The following is a 21,506-nucleotide window of genomic DNA, read 5'->3' on the forward strand; positions in this document are numbered from 1 at the left end:
CCTACCAGTGCAAGTCAAACAAAAAGGCCCTGTTCTTGCGAACAGAGCCTTTGAGGTTACCCGGAACAGGTCAGCTATAGACCCGGCCCAGCAACTGGCGATGACTCTCGAACTGATCGAGCACATCACGGGTGATCTGATCTGGGGTAAAGCCCATCAGATCATATTCCTGGCTACCGCTTTGCAGGTAAACCTCGGCACGGTAAAAACGCTGACGCACTTCGCTTTCACCTTCTACCGGTGCTTCACTTGGCGCCGCCAGGTAGCCGTCAAGGCTCACTTCGTAAACGAACGGGTTGCCCTCTTCCATCATGACCCGCAGGCCCATGGTCGAACGCGACTGCCCCACTCGGGTCTCCACCTCGACCCCTAGGTTCTGCAACTGTACGGCCGCTTCCTTGAGCGCCGGGCTTACCTGTTTGTCCATGAAGCGCTGAACCATCGCCTGGGTCGGCTGCAGATCCAGCTGGCTCAAACGCTCGCTGAAACCACGACGACCACGCGCAGCCAGTTCGGCTTGCTCCTGCTCGGTCTGGCTGTCTTGTTTCATGGCCTTGTACAGGCCGAACATGAACAGCACCAGCACCACCGAGAACGGCAGGCCCGCCAGTACCACCATGGTCTGCATCGCGGCGAAGTTACCGGCGAACAGCAAACCAATGGTCACCAGGGTGATCACCACCGACCAGAACACTACCATCCAGTGCGGCGCGTCCTCGTCGACTTGACCGCCTTTGCACGACAGGTTGGCCATCATCACCGCGCCCGAGTCGGCCGGGGTGAGGAACAGCACGAAGCCTACGAACACTGCGACACCAATGACGATCTTGGCCGCTGGGAAGAACTCCAGCAGTTGGTAGATCGACATCGACGGTTGCTCAAGCGCGGTCTTGCCGAGCTCTACGGCGCCATGGTTCATCACCAGGTCCAGCGCGGTGTTGCCGAAGATCGACAGCCAGGCCAGGGTGAAGCCCAGCGGAATCAGCAGCACGCCAGCAACCAGCTCACGCACGGTGCGGCCCTTGGAGATACGGGCGATGAACATGCCGACGAATGGGCCCCAGGAAATCCACCAGGCCCAGTAGAACACGGTCCACAGCCCCAGCCAGCGCTCAGACTTGCCCGCCTCGCTTTCGTAGACGTAGAGATCGAAGGTCTTCAGCACAATGCCGTTGAGGTAGTCACCGACGTTCTGAACGAAACCGTTGAGCAGGTGCAGGGTGTCACCGGCCAGCAGCACAAAGATCAGCAGGCCGCTGAACAGAACGATGTTCAGGTTGGACAGGCGGCGGATGCCGTTCTCCACACCGGACACTGCGGCCACAGTGGCCACTGTCGCCATCACCAGGATCACGATCAGCAGGTTGGTATTGCTGTGATCCATGCCGAACAGGTATTCCAGGCCCGAGGCCACCTGCATCGAACCGATGCCCAGGTTGGTCACCAGGCCCAGCAACGTCACGAACATGCCGAAGATGTCCACCGCATGACCGGCGCCACCTTTGACCCAGCGCTCACCCATCAGCGGGTAAAGCGCCGAACGCAGAGCCAGCGGCTGGTTATGACGGTAGGCGAAGTAGCCCACAGCCAGGCCAACCAGGGCGTAGATCGCCCAGCCATGCAGGCCCCAGTGCAGGAAGGTCAACTGCAAGCCCTGACGCGCAGCCTCAGCAGTGGCCGAGGCGCCTTCTGGCGGGTTGAAGTAGTGATCCAGCGGCTCGGAGGCGCCGAAGTACAGCAGCGAAATACCAATACCCGACGAGAACAGCATGCCGGCCCAAGCGCCGTAGCTGAAGTCTGGCTTGTCGTCCTTGCCACCCAGCTTGAGTTTGCCGAAGTTGGAAAACGCCAGAACGATGACGAACAGCAGGTAACCGCCGATCACCAGCATGTAGTACCAGCCGAAGCTACGTGTCAGCCAGGTCTGGGCGACATTGAGCACTTCGCCGGCTTTTTCAGGAACAGCGATAAGCAAGGCAGTCAGTACAAGGATCAGCAACGCGGAAGTGATGAACACCACGCTATTGACCCGGACCCTCTCGGTGGGGGTCTTGATTAGGGAGGCAGAACTCATTGCACATTTGCTCCGGGCAGTGCGAGAGAAACGAAAACAACCTGGCCCTGAGCAAATGGTGCAATAGCCCCACTGCATCAGGTGTTATAAAAGCACCTTGAAAAAACCGTGATCCCGAATCGATTGCGTTGAGAAAAAACAGACCAAAAGCCCCGCTCCGAGGGTTGCCCTGGCGGTCATGGACCGCTCGGCAGATCTTCTCAACACGCCGTTTACACCCGTCAACACCTTGTATTCCGGGGGTTCCACGTCTTTTTGGGGTGCCAATTTGGGCCATCTGACATCGGAAATTTCCTGTCAATGGCACAGATTGTCGCAGAGCTTATTCTTTGTTGATTGAACGTTCAATCAAAACAAAATAGACTGGCCTTCGCCGAGGCAGCCGCTCGTCGACTGCTCGCAGGCCTGAGGAGATTTGCAAAATGCCCAAGGTCGGTATGCAACCCATTCGTCGCCAGCAGTTGATCGAAGCCACATTGCTGGCCATCGACCAGGTCGGAATGGGTGACGCCAGCATTGCGCTGATCGCCCGTTTGGCCGGTGTGTCGAATGGCATCATCAGTCACTACTTTCAGGACAAGAACGGCCTGATCGCGGCGACCATGCGGTACTTGATGAGCGTGCTGAACGAGAACGTCGCGGCCAACCGCCAGGCGCTCAAGGACAACAGCCCGCGTGCCCACCTGCAGGTGATCATCGAAGGCAACTTCGACGCCAGTCAGGTCAACGGCCCGGCAATGAAAACCTGGTTGGCCTTCTGGGCCTCCAGCATGCACCAGCCGTCTTTGCACAGGTTGCAGCGGATCAACGATCACCGCTTGTATTCCAACCTGTGCTGCCAGTTCCGTCGCGCCCTGCCGTTGCCTCAGGCACGCAGCGCAGCCCGCGGCCTGGCAGCGTTGATCGACGGACTGTGGCTGCGCGGTGCGCTGTCAGGAGACGCCTTCGACACCGACCAGGCGAAGCAAATCGCTTACGAATACATGGATCTACAACTGGCGAAACAGACGAGCCCGGACACACAAACCCAGGCCTCTGAACCACTACGCGCCGCGAATGCCAAACAGGCAGGAGCGCCGCTCGGATAGCCAATAACACTATGCACTTGCGAGGACACTATGGCCCGTTTCGAACTGCAAAAACTCTACATTGATGGTGGTTATGTCGACGCTTCCAGCGACGCTACCTTTGACGCCATCAACCCGGCCAACGGCGAAGTCCTCGCTCAGGTACAACGCGCCACCCAAGCAGACGTCGAGCGTGCCGTAGAAAGCGCCGAACGCGGCCAGAAAGTCTGGGCTGCCATGACCGCCATGCAGCGTTCGCGCATCCTGCGCCGCGCTGTCGACATCCTGCGCGAGCGCAACGATGAGCTGGCTGCCCTGGAGACCCTGGACACCGGTAAGTCCTACTCCGAAACCCGTTACGTCGACATCGTCACCGGTGCTGACGTACTGGAGTACTACGCTGGCCTGGTGCCTGCGATCGAAGGCGAGCAGATCCCGCTGCGCGACAGCTCGTTCGTCTACACCCGCCGCGAGCCACTGGGTGTGACCGTGGGTATCGGTGCCTGGAACTACCCGATCCAGATCGCCCTGTGGAAATCCGCACCTGCCCTGGCGGCCGGTAACGCGATGATCTTCAAGCCAAGCGAAGTCACCTCGCTGACCACCCTGAAACTGGCCGAGATCTACACCGAAGCAGGTCTGCCAGACGGCGTGTTCAACGTCCTGACCGGCAGCGGCCGTGAAGTCGGCACCTGGCTGACCGAGCACCCACGCATCGAGAAAATCTCCTTCACCGGCGGCACCACCACCGGCAAGAAAGTCATGGCCAGCGCCTCGAGCTCGACGCTCAAGGAAGTCACCATGGAACTGGGCGGCAAGTCGCCACTGATCATCTGCGAAGACGCCGACCTCGATCGCGCCGCCGACATCGCCATGATGGCCAACTTCTACAGCTCCGGTCAGGTCTGCACCAACGGCACCCGCGTGTTCGTCCCTGCCTCGATGAAAGCGGCTTTCGAAGCCAAGATCGCTGAGCGCGTTGCCCGCATCCGCGTTGGCAACCCAGAAGACGAGAACACCAACTTCGGCCCGCTGGTCAGCTTCGCCCACATGGAAAGCGTGCTGGGTTACATCGCCAAGGGCAAGGAAGAAGGCGCACGCGTACTGTGCGGCGGCGAGCGTCTGACCGACGGCGAGTTCGCCAAAGGTGCGTTCGTGGCACCAACCGTGTTCACCGACTGCCGTGACGACATGACTATCGTCAAAGAAGAAATCTTCGGCCCAGTGATGAGCATCCTCTCCTACGAGAGCGAAGAAGAAGTCATCCGCCGTGCCAACGATACCGAATACGGCCTGGCCGCTGGTGTTTGCACCAACGACATCAGCCGCGCCCACCGCATCATCCACCAGCTGGAAGCCGGTATCTGCTGGATCAACGCCTGGGGCGAGTCGCCAGCTGAAATGCCGGTTGGCGGCTACAAACAGTCGGGTGTTGGCCGCGAAAACGGCGTGAGCTCGCTGGCTCAGTACACCCGCATCAAGTCGGTACAAGTCGAGCTGGGCAACTACAACTCGGTGTTCTAAGCACCCCTGTAGCCGCGCCTGGGCCCGCAAGGCCCGGGCGCTTCCCGCTTTCCTGTCTACCGCCAAAATGAGGGAACAGAAATGTCCCATGAATTCGATTACATCATCGTCGGTGCCGGCTCGGCCGGTAACACCCTGGCGACCCGCCTGACCGAAGACCCAAACGTTACCGTTCTGCTGCTCGAAGCCGGTGGTCCTGACTACCGCATGGACTTCCGCACCCAGATGCCAGCTGCCCTGGCCTTCCCGTTGCAGGGTCGTCGCTACAACTGGGCCTACGAAACCGATCCAGAGCCACACATGGATGGCCGCCGGATGGAATGCGGTCGCGGCAAGGGCCTGGGTGGCTCGTCGCTGATCAACGGCATGTGCTACATCCGCGGCAACGCCATGGACTTCGACGGCTGGGCACAACTGCCAGGCCTGGAAGACTGGACCTACCTGGATTGCCTGCCGTACTTCCGCAAAGCGGAAACCCGCGACATCGGCGCCAACGACTACCACGGTGGCGAAGGCCCTGTCAGCGTGACCACGCCTAAAGCCGGCAACAACCCGCTGTTCCACGCCATGGTCGAAGCCGGTGTACAAGCGGGCTACCCGCGCACCGAAGACCTCAACGGCTACCAGCAGGAAGGTTTCGGCCCGATGGACCGTACCGTGACGCCTAAAGGCCGTCGCTCCAGCACCGCCCGCGGCTACCTGGACACCGCCAAAAAGCGTTCGACCCTGAACATCGTGACCCACGCCCTGACCGACCGCGTGCTGTTCGAAGGCAAGCGTGCCGTCGGCGTCACCTACCTGGTAGGTTCCAGCGAAGAACGCGTGGAAGCCCGTGCGCGTAAAGAAGTCATCGTCTGCAGCGGCGCCATCGCCTCGCCGCAGTTGCTGCAGCGCTCCGGTGTCGGCCCGGCCGAACTGCTGAAGAGCCTCGACATTCCGGTGGTCCATGACCTGCCGGGCGTCGGCGAAAACCTGCAGGACCACCTCGAACTGTACCTGCAATACGCCTGCACCCAGCCGGTATCGCTGTACCCATCGCTGCTCTGGTACAACCAGCCAGCCATCGGTGCCGAGTGGCTGTTCAACGGCACCGGTATCGGCGCCAGCAACCAGTTCGAAGCCGGTGGTTTCATCCGCACTCGCCCAGAGTTCGAATGGCCGAACATCCAGTACCACTTCCTGCCGGTTGCGATTAACTACAACGGCAGCAACGGTGTACAGGAACACGGCTTCCAGGCGCACATGGGTTCGATGCGTTCGCCAAGCCGCGGTCGTATCCAGGCCAAGTCGAAAGACCCACGCCAGCACCCAAGCATCCTGTTCAACTACATGGCCACCGAGCAAGACTGGCAGGAATTCCGCGACGGCATTCGCCTGACCCGTGAAATCATGGCCCAGCCGGCACTGGATGCCTTCCGTGGTCGCGAGATCAGCCCGGGCGCCGAGGTGCAGACCGACGAAGAGCTGAACACGTTCATCCGCGAGCACGCCGAAACCGCGTTCCACCCGTCCTGCTCGTGCAAGATGGGCACCGACGACATGGCCGTGGTCGATGGCCAGGGTCGCGTGCACGGTATGCAGGGCCTGCGCGTTGTCGATGCGTCGATCATGCCGATCATCATCACCGGCAACCTCAACGCCACCACGATCATGATCGCCGAGAAAATCTCCGACAAGATCCGCGGCCGCCAGCCACTGCCGCGTAGCACTGCCAAGTACTACGTTGCCAATGGCGCACCGGTCAAAGGCAAGGCCATGCGTGAAGTGAAGCAGGCCTGATGCATTTCGCGGGGAGCCCGCTCCCACAATCACTGTAGGAGCGGGCTTTCCCCGCGATAAAAAAAGCACCTCACGGTGCTTTTTTTGTGCCTGCGATTAACCCTTTACAGCCCGCCAACCCCTCAGGTTAGAATCCTTGGCACGCGACCTGCTTATTCACAGCACACCGCCCCCTTCCTGCTTTTCCCCGGAGTACTGCCTTTGGATGCGTCCACCATCAATAGCCTGTTCTTGATCGGCGCATTGCTGGTAGGTGCAAGTATTTTGGTCAGCTCACTGTCATCACGGCTGGGCATCCCGATTCTGGTCATCATCCTCGCCGTTGGCATGCTTGCCGGGGTGGATGGCGGCGGAATCATCTTCAACAATTACCCAACCGCGTACCTGGTGGGCAACCTGGCACTGGCGGTGATCCTCCTCGATGGCGGCTTGCGCACGCGTGTCGCCAGTTTCCGTGTGGCCCTGTGGCCGGCCCTGTCGCTGGCCACCGTTGGTGTGCTGATCACCACCGGACTGACCGGCATGGTCGCCGCCTGGCTGTTCAACCTGAGCCTGATCCAGGGCCTGTTGATCGGTGCGATTGTTGGCTCTACCGACGCCGCTGCAGTGTTCTCGCTACTCGGCGGCAAAGGCCTGAACGAACGGGTCACCGCCACCCTGGAAATCGAGTCAGGTAGCAACGACCCAATGGCGGTGTTTCTCACCGTCACCCTGATCGACATGATCGCCAGCGGCCAGACCGGCCTGCACTGGAGCCTGCTCACCCATCTGCTGCGAGAGTTCGGTATCGGCGGCCTGATGGGCCTGGGCGGTGGCTGGTTGATGCTGCAACTGGTCAATCGCATCAACCTGGCCGGCGGCCTCTACCCGATTCTGGTGATCGCCGGCGGCCTGGTGGTGTTCTCCCTGACCAACGCCCTGCACGGTAGCGGTTTCCTCGCCGTTTATCTGTGCGGCCTGGTGCTGGGTAACCGCCCGATCCGCAGCCGCCACGGCATTTTGCACATGCTCGATGGTATGGCCTGGCTGGCACAGATCGGCATGTTCCTGGTGCTGGGTCTGCTGGTGACACCACACGACTTGCTGCCCATTGCCCTGCCCGCCCTGGGCCTGGCGCTGTGGATGATCATCTTCGCCCGCCCCCTGTCGGTGGTGGCCAGCCTGCTGCCGTTCAAGGCCTTCCATGGCCGCGAAAAGGCCTTTATCTCCTGGGTTGGCCTGCGCGGCGCGGTACCGATCATTCTCGCCGTGTTCCCGTTGATGGCCGGGCTGCCTGATGCGCAGCTGTTCTTCAACCTGGCGTTCTTTATCGTGCTGGTGTCGCTGTTGGTGCAGGGGACCAGCCTGCCGTGGATGGCCAAGCTGCTGAAAGTGACGGTACCGCCAGACCCGGCGCCAATCTCCCGCTCTGCCCTGGAAGTGCACATCACCAGCGAGTGGGAGCTGTTCGTTTACCGTCTTGGTGCGGAAAAATGGTGCATCGGTGCCGCCCTGCGCGAGCTGAAAATGCCCGAAGGCACCCGTATCGCTGCCCTGTTTCGTGGCCAGCAACTGCTCCATCCGTCGGGAAGTACCACCCTGGAAGTCGATGATTTGCTCTGTGTAATCGGCCATGAACACAATTTGCCGGCCCTCGGGAAGCTGTTCAGCCAGGCCCCGCAACGCGGTCTCGATTTGCGCTTCTTTGGTGACTTTGTGCTCGAAGGTGACGCAGAACTGGGGGCTGTAGCGGCGCTGTACGGTTTGCAACTCGACGGCCAGGACCCTCATACACCGCTCAGCCGCTTCATCGCCCACAAGGTTGGCGGGGCGCCGGTGGTCGGTGACCAGATCGAATGGAACAACACACTATGGACGGTGGCGGTGATGGAAGGGAACAAGATCCTCAAAGTAGGCGTCAAATTCCCCGAAGGTACTCGACCCGGCCCTGGGCTGTTCCTTTAAACTCAAAACTTCGCCTTTGGCTGTAAGAACTTTCTGCCTATGTCCCCGCGCATTTTATTAAGCGCAGCCTTGCTCGGGCTGTGCCTGTCACTCTCCTTCGCTTGGGCGGCAGAGCCGCCTACCCGTGCCTCGGTCCAACACAGCCTCGACAAGATTGCCGAACGCAAGCTGCCCGAAGCGGAGCAGAAGGCGCTACAGCAAGTGCTGGAAAAAACCCTGGGCTTCATCGCTACCCAGGAAGACAGCGAGAAAAAACTCGTCGCGCTCAAGCAACAGCTGAGCGATGCGCCGCGCAAAACCACCGAGAGCCAACGCGAACTGGCCAAGCTCACTGAGAGCAAAGTGGTCCCCGTGGCCCAGCGCTATGCCGCGCTGAGCGTACCGCAGCTTGAACAGCTGCTGGCCGAGCGCACCACCGAGCAAGGTGAACTGCAAAAGGCCTTGTCTGAAGCCAACAGCCTGACCATCACCTCGCAGACCCGCCCGGAGCGCGCGCAGGCTGAAATCAGCGCCAACCAGACCCGCGCCCAGCAGATCAACAGCAGCCTGAAACTTGGCAAAGATGGCGGCAAACCGCTCACCACCGATGTGCGCAACCAGCTCAATGCCGAACTGGCGGCGATCAATGCGGTAACCCTGCTGCGCCGTCAGGAACTGGCCGGCAACAGCCTGCTGCAAGACCTGGGCAACGCCCAGCACGACCTGCTGATCGAGCGGGCAACCCGCCTGGAACAAGAAATCCAGGACATGCAGACGCTGATCAACCAGAAGCGTCTGGCGCAGTCACAGCAAACCGTTACCGAACAGTCCCTGGAAGCGCAGAAGGCCGGTGGCAGCACCTTGCTGGCCACCGAAAGTGCCGCCAACCTCAAACTGTCCGATTACCTGCTGCGCAGCACCGACCGTCTCAACGAACTGACCCAACAGAACCTCAAGACCAAGCAGCAACTGGACAGCCTGACCCAGGCCGACCAGGCCCTGGATGAGCAGATCAGCGTGCTCAAGGGCAGCCTGCTGCTGTCGAAGATCCTCTACAAACAGAAACAGGCACTGCCGCACCTGAAGGTCGACCGCAACCTGGCCGACCAGATCGCCGATATTCGCCTGTACCAGTTCGAGATCAACCAGCAGCGCGAAACCATCACCAGCCCCAGCAGCTACGTCGACAAGCTGCTCGCCAACCAACCGCAGGAAGATGTCACTCCGCAGCTGCGCAAGGCCTTGCTGGAAGTGGCGATTACCCGCAGCGACCTGCTCGAACGCCTGAACCGCGAACTGAGCGCGCTACTCAACGAATCCATCACCCTGCAGTTGAACCAGAAGCAGTTGCTCAGCACCTCGCAGAGCTTGCGTAACACCCTTGATGAGCAAATGTTCTGGATCCCGAGCAACAAGCCGCTGGATCTGGAATGGCTGGGCACCGTCCCTGAACGCCTGCACAAACAACTGATCAGCTTGCCCTGGGGTTCGGGGATCAAGGAACTGGGCGATGGCCTGGTTCAGCGCCCCCTGCTGTTCCTGCCGCTGTTGCTGCTGATCGGTGCCCTGTTGTGGCGGCGCAAGTACCTGTATGCCCGTCTGAGCAAGGTCCATCAGGATGTCGGACACTTCAAACGTGACAGCCAGTGGCACACGCCCCAGGCCATCCTGATCAACATCCTCCTGGCCCTGCCGGTGAGCCTGGGCCTGGCGCTGTGCGGCTTCGCCCTGCAGATCGACGCCCGCGGACAAAACGCCAACCTCGGCGCCGCCTTGTGGCAGGTCGCCCAGGCCTGGCTGGTGTTCTACACCGCTTATCGCGTGCTGGCCCCCGGCGGCGTGGCGGAACTGCATTTCCGCTGGGACAAGCCGCAAGTCGAGTTCCTGCGTCGCTGGGTCCGTCGCCTGGGCGCGGTGGTGCTGGCGTTGGTCGGTGTAGTGGCAGTGGCAGAACATCAGCCTTCGGCGCTGGCCGACGATGTGCTCGGCATTGGCGTGGTGCTGACCTGCTACGCCATGATGACCTGGCTACTCAGCCGCCTGCTGCTCAGCAGCCCGGCGCACCGCAATACCTCAGTGTTCCGGAAAGCGGTGGGCGTGGCCTTCACCGCCCTGCCGATCGCGCTGTTCATCGCCGTGTGCTTTGGCTACTACTACACCGCGCTGAAACTCACCGACCGCCTGATCGACACCCTGTACCTGCTGATGTTCTGGCTGGTGGTCGAGGCGGCCTTCGTTCGCGGCCTGGCCGTCGCCGCCCGGCGCCTGGCCTACCAGCGGGCACTGAGCAAACGTCAGGCCACCACCAAGGAAGGCCTGGATGGCGAAGTCATCGTCGAGGAGCCAACCCTCGACATCGAGCAGGTCAACCAGCAGTCCTTGCGCCTGATTCGCCTGGCGCTGCTCGGCGGCTTCATCGGGGCGTTGTACTGGGTCTGGTCCGACCTGATCAGTGTGGTGGCCTACCTCGACAACATCACCCTGTACGAGTACACCAGCGGCACAGGCGCCAGCATGAGCATGGTGCCGATCAGCCTCAGCGACATGCTCGGTGCCCTGGTGATCATCGGCATTACCTTTGCCCTGGCGCGCAACCTGCCGGGCTTGCTCGAAGTACTGGTGCTGTCACGCCTGAACCTGGCCCAGGGCAGCGCCTATGCCACCACCACACTGCTGTCGTACGTGATTGCCGGGGTCGGCTTCGTCTCCACCCTGTCGGCCCTCGGTGTGAGCTGGGACAAACTGCAATGGCTGGTGGCGGCACTGTCGGTAGGCCTGGGCTTCGGCATGCAGGAGATCTTCGCTAACTTCATCTCCGGCATCATGATCCTGTTCGAGCGTCCGGTGCGTATCGGCGACACCATCACCATCGGCAACCTGTCCGGTACGGTGAGCAAGATCCGTATCCGTGCGACCACCATTACTGACTTCGACCGCAAGGACATCATTGTTCCGAACAAGACGTTCATCACCGGGCAACTGATCAACTGGTCGCTGACCGACACCATCACCCGCGTCACCCTCAAGCTGGGTGTCGACTATGGCTCGGACCTCGACCTGGTGCGCACCCTGCTGCTCAAGGCGGCCAACGACAACCCGCGGGTGCTCAAGGAGCCGGAACCGATTGTCTACTTCCTGAACTTCGGCGAAAGCACCCTGGACCACGAACTGCGCATGCACGTACGCGACCTCGGCGACCGCAACCCGGTACTGGACGAGATCAACCGCTTCATCAACAAGGAATTCAAGAAGCAGCAGATCAACATCTCGTTCCGGCAGATGGAGATCTACCTGAAGAACATGCAGGGTCAGGAATACAAAATGGTGCCGATCGAGACCATGGACCGCACCGTGAGCGTCAACAAGCCGCTGGGCGATGGTGAGCAACCGAGCGCAACACCCGGCAAACCCGCCTGACTGGACGTAGACGGCCATACCCTTGCAGAATGATCGGATATTCTGCTGGAGATGGCCGTTGAAAGCCCTCGACGAACTAACCTTCGACAACCGTTTTGCCCGCCTGGGCGACGCGTTCTCAACCTCGGTGCTTCCCGAGCCCATTGCCGAGCCTCGCCTGGTGGTAGCCAGCGAGGCCGCCATGGCCCTGCTTGACCTGGAGCCAACCGAAGCACACTCCCCCGTATTCGCCGAACTGTTTGGCGGGCACAAGCTGTGGAGCGAAGCCGAACCCCGCGCGATGGTCTATTCCGGGCATCAGTTCGGCGGCTACAGCCCGCGCCTGGGCGATGGTCGCGGCCTGCTGCTGGGCGAGGTGTACAACGATGCCGGCGAGCACTGGGACCTGCACCTCAAAGGCGCCGGGCAAACCCCTTACTCGCGCATGGGCGACGGTCGTGCGGTGCTGCGCTCCTCGATCCGTGAGTTCCTTGCCAGCGAAGCCCTGCATGCCCTGGGCATCCCCAGCAGTCGCGCCTTGTGCGTGATCGGGTCGAGCACACCGGTGTGGCGCGAAACCCAAGAGCGCGCAGCCATGCTCCTGCGCCTGGCCCCCAGCCATGTACGCTTCGGCCACTTCGAGTATTTCTATTACACCCGCCAGCCCGAGCAACAGCGCATCCTCGCCGAGCATGTACTGAGTCAGCATTTCCCTGAATGCCAGACCGAGCCCGAGCCTTACCTGGCGATGTTTCGCACCATTGTCGAGCGCAACGCCGAGCTGATTGCCTTGTGGCAGGCCTATGGCTTCTGCCACGGCGTGATGAACACCGACAACATGTCGATTCTGGGCATCACCTTCGACTTCGGCCCCTTCGCCTTCCTCGACGATTTCGACGCCAACTTCATCTGCAACCACTCAGATGATCAGGGCCGCTACAGCTACAGCAATCAGGTGCCCGTCGCCCACTGGAACCTCAGTGCCCTGGCCCAGGCGCTGACACCGTTCATCAGTGTCGAAGCACTGCAACAAACCCTGGCCCTGTTCCTGCCGCTGTACGAGGCCCATTACCTCGACCTGATGCGCCGTCGCCTGGGCCTGCTGCAGGCTGAAGAAGATGACAAAGCGCTGATCGAACGCCTGCTGCAACTGATGCAGCCGGGCGCGGTGGACTACACCCTGTTCTTCCGCAAACTGGGTGATCAGCCGGCCGAGGCGGCGCTGCGTGTGGTGCGTGACGACTTCGTCGACCTGGCCGGTTTTGATGCCTGGAGCAGCGACTACCTCGCGCGCCTGGCCCGTGAGCCCGGCAACAGCGAAGGCCGCCGCGAGCGTATGCATGCGGTCAATCCGCTGTACATCCTGCGCAACTACCTGGCCCAGCGCGCCATCGAGGCGGCTGAAGGTGGAGACTACGAAGAAGTGCGGCGCCTTCATCAGGTGCTGCGCAAGCCGTTCGAAGAACAGCCCGGCATGCAGGCCTATGCCGAACGGCCGCCGGAGTGGGGCAAGCATCTGGAAATCAGCTGCTCATCCTAGACAACACCCTGTAGGAGCGGGCTTGCCCCGGGTACAAACCGGGGACATCCTTTACATTTCAAACCGGGGACATGGTTTACAGGCTAATACGCATGGTCAGGAGGTATCTGATCATGCCCTGGAACCAAGAGTCCCCTATGAACCAACGCATCCGATTGATTGGCGACTGGCTCTCCGGTGATTTCACCAAGAGCCAGCTTGCCTGGCGTTTCAAGGTCAGCCGTCCAACCGTAGACAAGTGGATCGCCCGCTATTGCGCAGACGGTGCCGCCGGGCTGGTCGACGCCTCCCGCAAGCCGCACCACAGCCCCCAAAAGGTCAATGATGAAGTCCTGTCTCGCCTCCTTGCGATGAAAGAGGCGCATGCCCGTTGGGGGCCGAAAAAGCTCATCGAGCTGCTGCGTCTGGAGGATCCATCCACCTGCTGGCCTGCGCCCAGCACCGCTGGCCAATGGTTGGATCGCTATGGGTTAGTCAAAAAGCGCCGCCCTAAGCGCCACTACGGCAAAAGTGCCCAGCAAATGCGTGAGGCCAATGAGCCCAATCAGACCTGGTGCGCGGATTACAAAGGTCAGTTCAAGATGCTGGACGGCCAGTGGTGCTTCCCGTTTACGGTCACCGACCATGCCTCACGAATGATCTTGGCGTGTCGGGCCCACGCCAAGGTCAACAGCTTGCCGGTTCGGCAGACATTTGAGCGGCTCTTCGAAAAACATGGCATGCCTGAGGTAATCCGCACCGACAATGGCATCCCGTTCGCATCACCAGGGCTTGCGCGAATGTCCACCTTGGCTGCGTGGTGGATACGTTTAGGTATTTATCCCGAGCGAACCGGGCTGGGGCGCCCCGATCAAAATGGCCGTCACGAACGCATGCACCGCAGCCTGAAGGCCGAGCTTCCACTGGGGCAAAATTTCCTCGAGCAGCAGCTTCTGCTGGAGCACTTTCGCAACGAGTTCAACCATGTGCGCCCTCACGAAGCGCTGGAGATGAAGCGTCCAGGCGAGCTGTATGTGCCGTCCAACCGCCCTTATCCCGGTTGTGTACCTGATGTGGAATACCCGGCAGAGATGCTGGTACGAAGCGTCAGGCAGAACGGTTCGATCAAGTGGAAAGGCAAGTTGTTGTTCGTCAGTGAAGCCCTTGCCGGTGAGCGGATCGGGCTTAAAGAAGTCGAAGATGACACCTGGGAGTTGTACTTATGTGACTATCCCTTGGGAAGGCTGAGACGCGGTGAAAACCGCGTCCAGGCCTAGAATGTGTAAACCATGTCTCCGGTTTACTGTGTAAAGGATGTCTCCGGTTGTACACCCGCGATAGCGGTCTATCAGATACAACGCATCGCGGGGCAAGCCCGCTCCCACAGGCAGGCAGACCAACTTTTGGAGTATCAATGACGGATTCACTGGTGATCCCTTGCCCCCACTGCAACGGCCTGAACCGTATCCCGGCTGAGCGTCTTGGCGACGCCCCCAAATGCGGCCGCTGCAAAAAACCGGTGCTGCTGGCCAAGCCGTTCGACCTCAAGCAAGGCGACTACGCCAGCCAGATCAAGGGCGATCTGCCGTTGCTGATCGATGTCTGGGCTGATTGGTGCGGACCGTGCAAACAGTTCGCGCCGATCTTCGAGCAAGCCGCGATCCAGCTCAGCGGGCGCTGCCGCCTGGCCAAGCTGGACAGCGAAAGTAATCAGCAACTGGCGGGGCAACTGGGGATTCGTTCGATTCCCAGCCTGATTCTGTTCAAGAACGGCCGGGAAGTCGCCCGCCAGAGCGGCGCATTCCCACTCCAGCAACTCCTGGAGTGGCTGCGCAGCCAGGGGATTTAAGCGTTTTCTTCGAGCAAGGCGTGCAGCTCGACAAACTGTTGCGTCAGCTTGTGGCGAGGTTCCAGGTGAATCAGCGGCAAGCTGGCCTGGTGCGATTCACGCATTTTCACCGAGCTGTTGAGGTACACCGGTAGCACCGGCAAACCTTCGGCGAGCAATTCGTCGAGCATCTGCTGAGGCAGGCTGGCGCGCGCCTGGAACTGGTTAACGACGATCCCCTCGACTTGCAGGTCTTCGTTGTGATCTTCCTTGAGGTCTTCGATCTCGGCCAGCAAGCCATACAGCGCCTGGCGCGAAAAGCTGTCGCAGTCGAACGGAATCAACACGCGATCCGCCGCGATCAGCGCGGAAACCGCATAAAAATTCAGCGCTGGCGGCGTATCCAGATAGATCCGCTCATAGTCCTCATCCAGCTCGTCGAGCAATTTACGCAGCTTGTTGATCTTGTGTTTGGCCTCAAGCTTGGGCTGCAAATCAGCCAGCTCGGCGGTGGCGGTCACCACATGCAGGTTGTCGAAAGGGGTTTCGTAGATATCTACCTTGTTCTTCTTGGCAAACGGCCCGGACGACAGGGTCTGCTTGAAGAAGTCGGCAATACCCATGGGAATGTCATCGCCGGTCAGCCCGGTGAGGTACTGGGTCGAGTTGGCCTGGGCATCCAGGTCGATCAGCAAGGTTCGATAGCCTTCATTGGCACTCACCGCTGCCAGGTTGCAGGCGATACTCGATTTACCCACACCACCTTTCTGATTGAACACCACGCGCCGCATGGAAAGACCTCCGTGTATCAGGGAATGACCGAGTATGTCGGCGCCGCGCCGGATTAGCCAGCACCATCCAGCACTCCAGCGCCACGCGCGTGCTGGGCACACAGCAACGCGGCAAACGCATCGGCCATCGGCGACGACGACTCACGCCGCTGCACCAGCCACACCGCGGTGTCTGCACCGTCATCGAGCAACGTGCGGTACACCACCCCGTCAATGCGCATGCGTTGAAACGAAGCGGGCAACACCGACACCCCCAGGCCCGCCGACACCAGGCCGATGATGGTCATCGCCTCGCTGGCCTCCTGGGCGAAGTGGGGGCTGAAGCCCGCTTGTCGGGCCAGGCTCAACAGTTGTGCGTACAAGCCACTGCCATAGCTGCGCGGGAAGAACACAAACGGCTCGTTCGCCAGTGCCGCCATGTGCACGCCCTGTTCGCTGCCCTCGGCCAGCGGATGAGCGGCGTTGATCACCGCGACCAGCGGCTCGCGGAACAACTCGGTGGCAACCAGGCTGTCCGGTAGGGCCAAGGGGCGCATCAAGCCGACTTCGATGCTTTCGTCGAGCAGCGCATCGGCCACCGCCTGGCTGCTCATCTCCTTGAGGTTCAGGTGCACAGCGGCAAAGCGTTGGCGAAACGCGTAAATGGCTTTGGGGATCGAAGAATTGAACGGCGCCGATGAGGTGAAACCGATCTTCATCTCACCCAGCTCACCCAATTGCGCACGGCGAGCGACGTCAGCCGCTTTATCGACCTGGGCCAACACCAGGCGCGCCTCTTCAAGAAACAGGCGCCCCGCTTCACTGAGTTCAACGCGACGATTGGTACGCTCGAACAACCGCGCCCCAAGCTCCTGCTCCAGCGCCTGAATCTGCTGGCTCAAGGGTGGCTGGGAGATCCCCAGGTTTTGCGCGGCCCGGCCAAAATGCAGCTCTTCGGCAACGGCGATGAAGTAGCGCAGGTGACGCAATTCCATACGGCCTCCAATAGGTCGTAAAAGCTCTTAAACAGGTCGAACAATATATTGGAAATGATCATTAGCCAGCTATATGCTTTTTTCACTGCCTGACAGGCCGTAGCGCCCATGAGGTCCCCCGTGAAAACTGCTGTTGCTCCACACGCCCACGATATCCCCGCAGCCCCCCTCGACGAAGTCGTCGCCACCCTGAACGAACGCTGGATCGAAAAAGGCACGCCAGCCTTTATGCGCACGGTATTGGCGCTGTTCTGCGGTGGATTCGCCACCTTCGCGCTGCTGTATTGCGTGCAACCGATGATGCCGCTGCTGTCCCAGGAGTTTTCCATCAGCGCCGCGCAAAGCAGCCTGATCCTTTCGGTGTCGACCGGTATGCTGGCTGTCGGCCTGCTGATTACCGGTCCGATTTCAGACCGCATCGGGCGCAAGCCGGTGATGGTGTTTGCCCTGTTCTGCGCCGCCCTGTGCACCATCGTCAGCGCGCTGATGCCCAGCTGGCACGGCGTGCTACTGACCCGCGCGCTGCTCGGCCTGTCGCTGAGCGGCCTGGCAGCGGTGGCCATGACCTACCTGAGCGAAGAGATCCACCCTCAGCACATTGGCCTGGCCATGGGCTTGTACATCGGTGGCAACGCCATTGGCGGCATGAGCGGGCGCCTGATTACAGGGGTACTGATTGATTTCGTCAGCTGGCACACCGCCCTGCTGGTGATCGGCAGCCTGGCCCTGATCGCGGCCGTGGTGTTCTGGAAAGTCCTCCCTGAGTCGCGCAACTTCCGCCCCCGCTCACTGCACCCGCGCAGCCTGCTGGAGGGCTTTACCCTGCACTTTCGCGATGCCGGGCTGCCGTGGCTGTTCCTCGAAGCGTTCTTGCTGATGGGCGCCTTTGTCACCCTGTTCAACTACATCGGCTACCGCCTGCTGGCCGAGCCTTACCATATGAGTCAGGCGCTGGTTGGCTTGCTCTCGGTGGTGTACCTGTCGGGTATCTACAGCTCGGCGCAGATCGGTGCGCTGGCCGACAAGCTGGGCCGACGCAAAGTGTTCTGGGGCACCATTGTGCTGATGTTCAGCGGCCTGCTGATGACCCTGTTCAGCCCGTTGCTGCTGGTGATTGTCGGCATGCTGGTGTTCACCTTTGGCTTCTTTGGTGCGCATTCGGTGGCCAGCAGCTGGATTGGGCGGCGCGCGACCAAAGCCAAGGGCCAGGCCTCGTCACTGTACTTGTTCAGTTACTACGCAGGGTCGAGTGTGGCCGGTACGGCCGGAGGGGTGTTCTGGCATCACGCCGGGTGGAACGGTATCGGGCTGTTCATTGGCAGCTTGCTGGTGGTGGCGCTGCTGGTGGCATTGCACTTGAGCCGGTTGCCAGCCAAGGCCTGAATGCTTCTGTAGGAGCGGGCTTGCCCCGCGATAGCGGTTTTATCTGACACACCGCATCGCGGGGCAAGCCCGCTCCTACAAGCCCCGCGATGCCTTTGATCAGTTGATCACTTCAACCAGGTCAACATCCACCTCACGGCTCATCAAGTGCTTCTCGACTTCACCGGTCAGCTTGACCTTGGTCTTGTCGTTGAACGGCACCGGCGGCATGTCTTCTTTGTCGATCTCGACGGTGATGGTGCCGGTGTTGTCCTTGAATTCGAACTTGTCGTCGTTGTTCAGCTTCTTGACCACAAAGCCCTGCAATACAACCGGGGTATCGTCTGCAGCGTCGTTGGCGGCAGCAACGGTGGTCACTGGCTGTGCGCCCGGGCCGGTGTAACCCGTGGCCAGGGCAGCGGTGCTGAACAGTGGGGCAAGCAGCAGAGCGAGGTAACGTTTTTTCATGGTGAAGATCCTGTCTGGGTTTCGATGAACAAAGATTACCCAAACAGGCTGAATTCAAACTTAATGTGGGAGCGGGCTTGCCCCGCGATACGATGTGACTGACACAACGCAATCGCGGGGCAAGCCCGCTCCTACCAGTTATTGGTGGTATTGCGCCGAGAGTTCGTGCACGGCGTTGATGAACGCGCCAGCGTGCTCCGGATCAACTTCTGGGGTAATGCCGTGGCCCAGGTTGAACACATGGCCGCTGCCATGCCCGTAGCTGGCCAGGATGCGCCCGACTTCAGCGCGGATCGCTTCTGGCTTGGCGTAGAGCACGGTTGGGTCCATGTTGCCCTGCAGCGCGACCTTATTGCCGACACGCTGACGCGCTTCGCCAATGTCGCAGGTCCAGTCCAGGCCCAAGGCATCAGCGCCAGCGTCGGCGATGCTTTCCAGCCACAGGCCGCCGTTCTTGGTGAACAGGATCACCGGCACTTTGCGCCCTTCGTGCTCGCGGATCAGGCCGCTGACAATCTTGCGCATGTAGGCCAGCGAGAACTCCTGGTAGGCCGCCGCCGAGAGGTTGCCGCCCCAGGTGTCGAAGATCTGTACCGCTTGCGCACCGGCAAGAATCTGCCCGTTGAGGTAGCTGATGACCGACTGCGCCAGCTTGTCCAGCAGCAGGTGCATGGCTTGCGGGTTGTCGTAGAGCATGGCCTTGGTTTTGCGGAAGTCTTTCGACGAACCGCCTTCGACCATGTAAGTGGCCAGGGTCCAGGGGCTGCCGGAGAAGCCGATCAGCGGCACGCGGCCGTTGAGCTCGCGGCGGATGGTGCTGACGGCATCCATCACATAGCCGAGGTCTTTCTGCGGATCAGGAATCGGCAGGGCTTCGATATCAGCCAGGGTGCTGATGACTTTCTTGAAACGCGGGCCTTCGCCGGTCTCGAAGTACAGGCCCTGGCCCATGGCGTCGGGAATGGTGAGGATGTCCGAGAACAGGATCGCAGCGTCCAGCGGGTAGCGGTCCAGCGGCTGCAAGGTCACCTCGCAGGCAAACTGCGGGTTCATGCACAGGCTCATGAAGTCACCGGCCTTGGCGCGGCTGGCGCGGTATTCCGGCAGGTAGCGGCCGGCCTGGCGCATCATCCACACGGGGGTGACGTCTACGGGTTGCTTGAGCAGGGCGCGCAGAAAACGATCGTTCTTCAAGGCAGTCATGTCGGCATCCGGAAAAAAAGTGCGGGCATTTTCTCAGACACCAACGGAAAAGGCACGGTCAGTACCGTGCCTTTTGTCTATCGGGTTGTGACAGATCAATAGATTTGTTGAATTCATCGCAGGACAAGCCCGCTCCTACCGGGTTCGGTGGGAGCGGGCTTGCCCCGCGATTCAGACTTGCAGGTAATCCAGAATCCCCTCAGCCGCATTGCGCCCTTCGAAGATCGCCGTCACCACCAGGTCCGAACCGCGGACCATATCGCCACCGGCGAAGATCTTCGGGTTGCTGGTCTGATGCTTGTAGGTGTTCTTCTCTGGAGCCACCACACGGCCCTGGCTGTCGGTCTGGATGCTGAACTGCTCGAACCACGGCGCCGGGCTCGGACGGAAACCGAAGGCGATGACCACGGCATCCGCCGGGATGATCTCTTCGGAGCCCGGGATCGGCTCGGGGCTGCGACGGCCACGGGCATCCGGCTCGCCAAGACGGGTCTCGACCACCTTCACGCCTTCTACCTTGTCTTCACCGACAATCGCGATTGGCTGGCGGTTGTAGAGGAATTTCACCCCCTCTTCCTTGGCGTTCTTCACCTCTTTGCGCGAGCCAGGCATGTTCGCTTCGTCACGACGATAGGCGCAGGTCACCGCTTTGGCGCCCTGACGGATCGAAGTGCGGTTGCAGTCCATCGCCGTGTCGCCGCCACCGAGCACCACAACCTTTTTGCCCTTCATGTCGACGAAATCTTCCGGCGACTTTTCAAAGCCCAGGTTGCGGTTGACGTTGGCCACCAGGAAATCCAGGGCATCGTGCACGCCCGGCAGGTCTTCACCCGGGAAGCCGCCCTTCATGTAGGTGTAGGTACCCATGCCCATGAACACTGCATCGTACTCTTCGAGCAGTTGTTCCATGCTGATGTCCTTGCCCACCTCGGTGTTCAGGCGGAACTCGATGCCCATGCCGGTGAAGACTTCGCGGCGATTGCTCAGCACGGTCTTTTCCAGCTTGAACTCCGGGATGCCGAAGGTCAGCAGACCACCGATTTCCGGGTTGCGGTCGAACACCACCGGGGTCACACCGCCACGCACCAGTACGTCGGCGCAGCCCAGGCCAGCAGGGCCGGCACCGATGATGGCGACACGCTTGCCGGTCGGCTTGACCTTGGACATGTCCGGACGCCAGCCCATGGCAAACGCGGTATCGGTGATGTACTTCTCCACCGAACCGATGGTGACGGCGCCAAAACCGTCGTTGAGGGTGCAAGCACCCTCGCACAGACGATCTTGCGGGCAGACCCGGCCGCACACTTCCGGCAGGGTGTTGGTTTGGTGCGAAAGCTCCGCAGCGGCGAGGATGTTGCCTTCGGAAACCAGCTTCAACCAGTTAGGGATGAAGTTGTGTACCGGGCACTTCCACTCGCAGTACGGGTTACCACAACCCAGGCAGCGATGGGCCTGCTCGGCCGATTGCTGGGGTTTGAAAGGCTCGTAGATTTCCACGAACTCTTTCTTGCGTTGACGCAACAGTTTCTTCTTCGGATCTTTGCGCCCGACCTCGATGAACTGGAAGTCATTACTCAGACGTTCAGCCATGTTCTAAA

At 60.7% G+C, this 21,506-nt stretch carries 15 protein-coding genes; 9 read left to right on the forward strand and 6 right to left on the reverse strand.

Annotation, left to right across the window (positions count from 1 at the left end):
* Positions 1-70: 70 nt before the first annotated feature.
* Positions 71-2,074 (reverse strand): BCCT family transporter, encoded by a 2,004-nt coding sequence (locus tag ACVWSC_RS27200; protein ID WP_442110480.1) that lies wholly within the window; start codon positions 2,072-2,074, stop codon positions 71-73.
* A gap of 422 nt (positions 2,075-2,496) precedes the next feature.
* On the opposite strand from ACVWSC_RS27200, the gene betI reads away from it, so the two are divergent.
* From betI to trxC, 8 genes are all read left to right on the forward strand, one after another.
* Positions 2,497-3,162 carry a transcriptional regulator BetI gene (betI, locus tag ACVWSC_RS27205; RefSeq protein WP_442110482.1) on the forward strand — a complete coding sequence of 222 codons (666 nt, stop codon included), beginning with the start codon at positions 2,497-2,499 and terminating at the stop codon, positions 3,160-3,162.
* Positions 3,163-3,192: 30 nt separating this feature from the next.
* A complete protein-coding gene (gene betB, locus ACVWSC_RS27210) occupies positions 3,193-4,665 on the forward strand; it encodes a betaine-aldehyde dehydrogenase (protein ID WP_442110484.1) in 1,473 nt (490 codons plus the stop codon).
* 81 nt (positions 4,666-4,746) lie between these two features.
* A complete protein-coding gene (gene betA, locus ACVWSC_RS27215) occupies positions 4,747-6,444 on the forward strand; it encodes a choline dehydrogenase (RefSeq protein WP_442110486.1) in 1,698 nt (565 codons plus the stop codon).
* A 201-nt stretch (positions 6,445-6,645) separates the two neighbouring features.
* A complete protein-coding gene (locus tag ACVWSC_RS27220) occupies positions 6,646-8,388 on the forward strand; it encodes a potassium/proton antiporter (protein WP_442110488.1) in 1,743 nt (580 codons plus the stop codon).
* 39 nt (positions 8,389-8,427) lie between these two features.
* Positions 8,428-11,784, forward strand: coding sequence for a mechanosensitive channel MscK (mscK, locus tag ACVWSC_RS27225; RefSeq protein WP_442110490.1), 3,357 nt, complete (start codon positions 8,428-8,430; stop codon positions 11,782-11,784).
* Positions 11,785-11,842: 58 nt separating this feature from the next.
* Positions 11,843-13,303 carry a protein adenylyltransferase SelO gene (gene selO, locus ACVWSC_RS27230; RefSeq protein ID WP_442110492.1) on the forward strand — a complete coding sequence of 487 codons (1,461 nt, stop codon included), beginning with the start codon at positions 11,843-11,845 and terminating at the stop codon, positions 13,301-13,303.
* A gap of 113 nt (positions 13,304-13,416) precedes the next feature.
* Positions 13,417-14,559, forward strand: a complete 1,143-nt coding sequence (locus tag ACVWSC_RS27235) for a helix-turn-helix domain-containing protein (RefSeq protein WP_442110494.1) — start codon at positions 13,417-13,419, stop codon at positions 14,557-14,559.
* Positions 14,560-14,696: 137 nt separating this feature from the next.
* Positions 14,697-15,131 (forward strand): thioredoxin TrxC, encoded by a 435-nt coding sequence (gene trxC, locus ACVWSC_RS27240; protein WP_442110496.1) that lies wholly within the window; start codon positions 14,697-14,699, stop codon positions 15,129-15,131.
* Here trxC and ACVWSC_RS27245 read toward each other — a convergent pair.
* Both ACVWSC_RS27245 and ACVWSC_RS27250 read right to left on the reverse strand, forming a co-directional pair.
* Entirely contained in the window at positions 15,128-15,901 is a 774-nt protein-coding gene (locus ACVWSC_RS27245; RefSeq protein ID WP_442110498.1) for a ParA family protein, read from the reverse strand. The two genes, trxC and ACVWSC_RS27245, sit on opposite strands and share 4 nt — an antisense overlap.
* 53 nt (positions 15,902-15,954) lie before the next feature.
* The gene (locus ACVWSC_RS27250) at positions 15,955-16,875 is read right to left on the reverse strand and encodes a LysR family transcriptional regulator (RefSeq protein ID WP_442110500.1); all 921 of its coding nucleotides are present in this window, start codon (positions 16,873-16,875) and stop codon (positions 15,955-15,957) included.
* Positions 16,876-16,983: 108 nt separating this feature from the next.
* Between ACVWSC_RS27250 and ACVWSC_RS27255 the strand changes: the two genes are divergently transcribed.
* The gene (locus tag ACVWSC_RS27255; protein WP_442110502.1) at positions 16,984-18,258 is read left to right on the forward strand and encodes an MFS transporter; all 1,275 of its coding nucleotides are present in this window, start codon (positions 16,984-16,986) and stop codon (positions 18,256-18,258) included.
* 99 nt (positions 18,259-18,357) lie between these two features.
* On the opposite strand, the gene ACVWSC_RS27260 is transcribed toward ACVWSC_RS27255, so the two are convergent.
* The 3 genes from ACVWSC_RS27260 to ACVWSC_RS27270 form a co-directional block, all read right to left on the reverse strand.
* Entirely contained in the window at positions 18,358-18,705 is a 348-nt protein-coding gene (locus ACVWSC_RS27260) for a YgiW/YdeI family stress tolerance OB fold protein (RefSeq protein ID WP_442110504.1), read from the reverse strand.
* A gap of 138 nt (positions 18,706-18,843) precedes the next feature.
* Positions 18,844-19,908 carry a uroporphyrinogen decarboxylase gene (gene hemE, locus ACVWSC_RS27265; protein ID WP_133211193.1) on the reverse strand — a complete coding sequence of 355 codons (1,065 nt, stop codon included), beginning with the start codon at positions 19,906-19,908 and terminating at the stop codon, positions 18,844-18,846.
* Between the two features lie 171 nt (positions 19,909-20,079).
* Entirely contained in the window at positions 20,080-21,498 is a 1,419-nt protein-coding gene (locus ACVWSC_RS27270; protein ID WP_442110506.1) for an FAD-dependent oxidoreductase, read from the reverse strand.
* Between the last annotated feature and the right edge of the window lie 8 nt (positions 21,499-21,506).

Source organism: Pseudomonas sp. NUPR-002, assembly GCF_056322725.1.

Coding starts and splice junctions, on each gene's coding strand:
- betI (WP_442110482.1), top strand. CDS start 2,497: ATGCCCAAGGTCGGTATGCAACCCATTCGTCGCCAGCAGTTGATCGAA.
- ACVWSC_RS27235 (WP_442110494.1), top strand. CDS start 13,417: ATGCCCTGGAACCAAGAGTCCCCTATGAACCAACGCATCCGATTGATT.
- ACVWSC_RS27255 (WP_442110502.1), top strand. CDS start 16,984: ATGAGGTCCCCCGTGAAAACTGCTGTTGCTCCACACGCCCACGATATC.
- ACVWSC_RS27260 (WP_442110504.1), bottom strand. CDS start 18,705: ATGAAAAAACGTTACCTCGCTCTGCTGCTTGCCCCACTGTTCAGCACC.
- ACVWSC_RS27200 (WP_442110480.1), bottom strand. CDS start 2,074: ATGAGTTCTGCCTCCCTAATCAAGACCCCCACCGAGAGGGTCCGGGTC.
- trxC (WP_442110496.1), top strand. CDS start 14,697: ATGACGGATTCACTGGTGATCCCTTGCCCCCACTGCAACGGCCTGAAC.
- betB (WP_442110484.1), top strand. CDS start 3,193: ATGGCCCGTTTCGAACTGCAAAAACTCTACATTGATGGTGGTTATGTC.
- hemE (WP_133211193.1), bottom strand. CDS start 19,908: ATGACTGCCTTGAAGAACGATCGTTTTCTGCGCGCCCTGCTCAAGCAA.
- betA (WP_442110486.1), top strand. CDS start 4,747: ATGTCCCATGAATTCGATTACATCATCGTCGGTGCCGGCTCGGCCGGT.
- ACVWSC_RS27250 (WP_442110500.1), bottom strand. CDS start 16,875: ATGGAATTGCGTCACCTGCGCTACTTCATCGCCGTTGCCGAAGAGCTG.
- ACVWSC_RS27270 (WP_442110506.1), bottom strand. CDS start 21,498: ATGGCTGAACGTCTGAGTAATGACTTCCAGTTCATCGAGGTCGGGCGC.
- mscK (WP_442110490.1), top strand. CDS start 8,428: ATGTCCCCGCGCATTTTATTAAGCGCAGCCTTGCTCGGGCTGTGCCTG.
- ACVWSC_RS27245 (WP_442110498.1), bottom strand. CDS start 15,901: ATGCGGCGCGTGGTGTTCAATCAGAAAGGTGGTGTGGGTAAATCGAGT.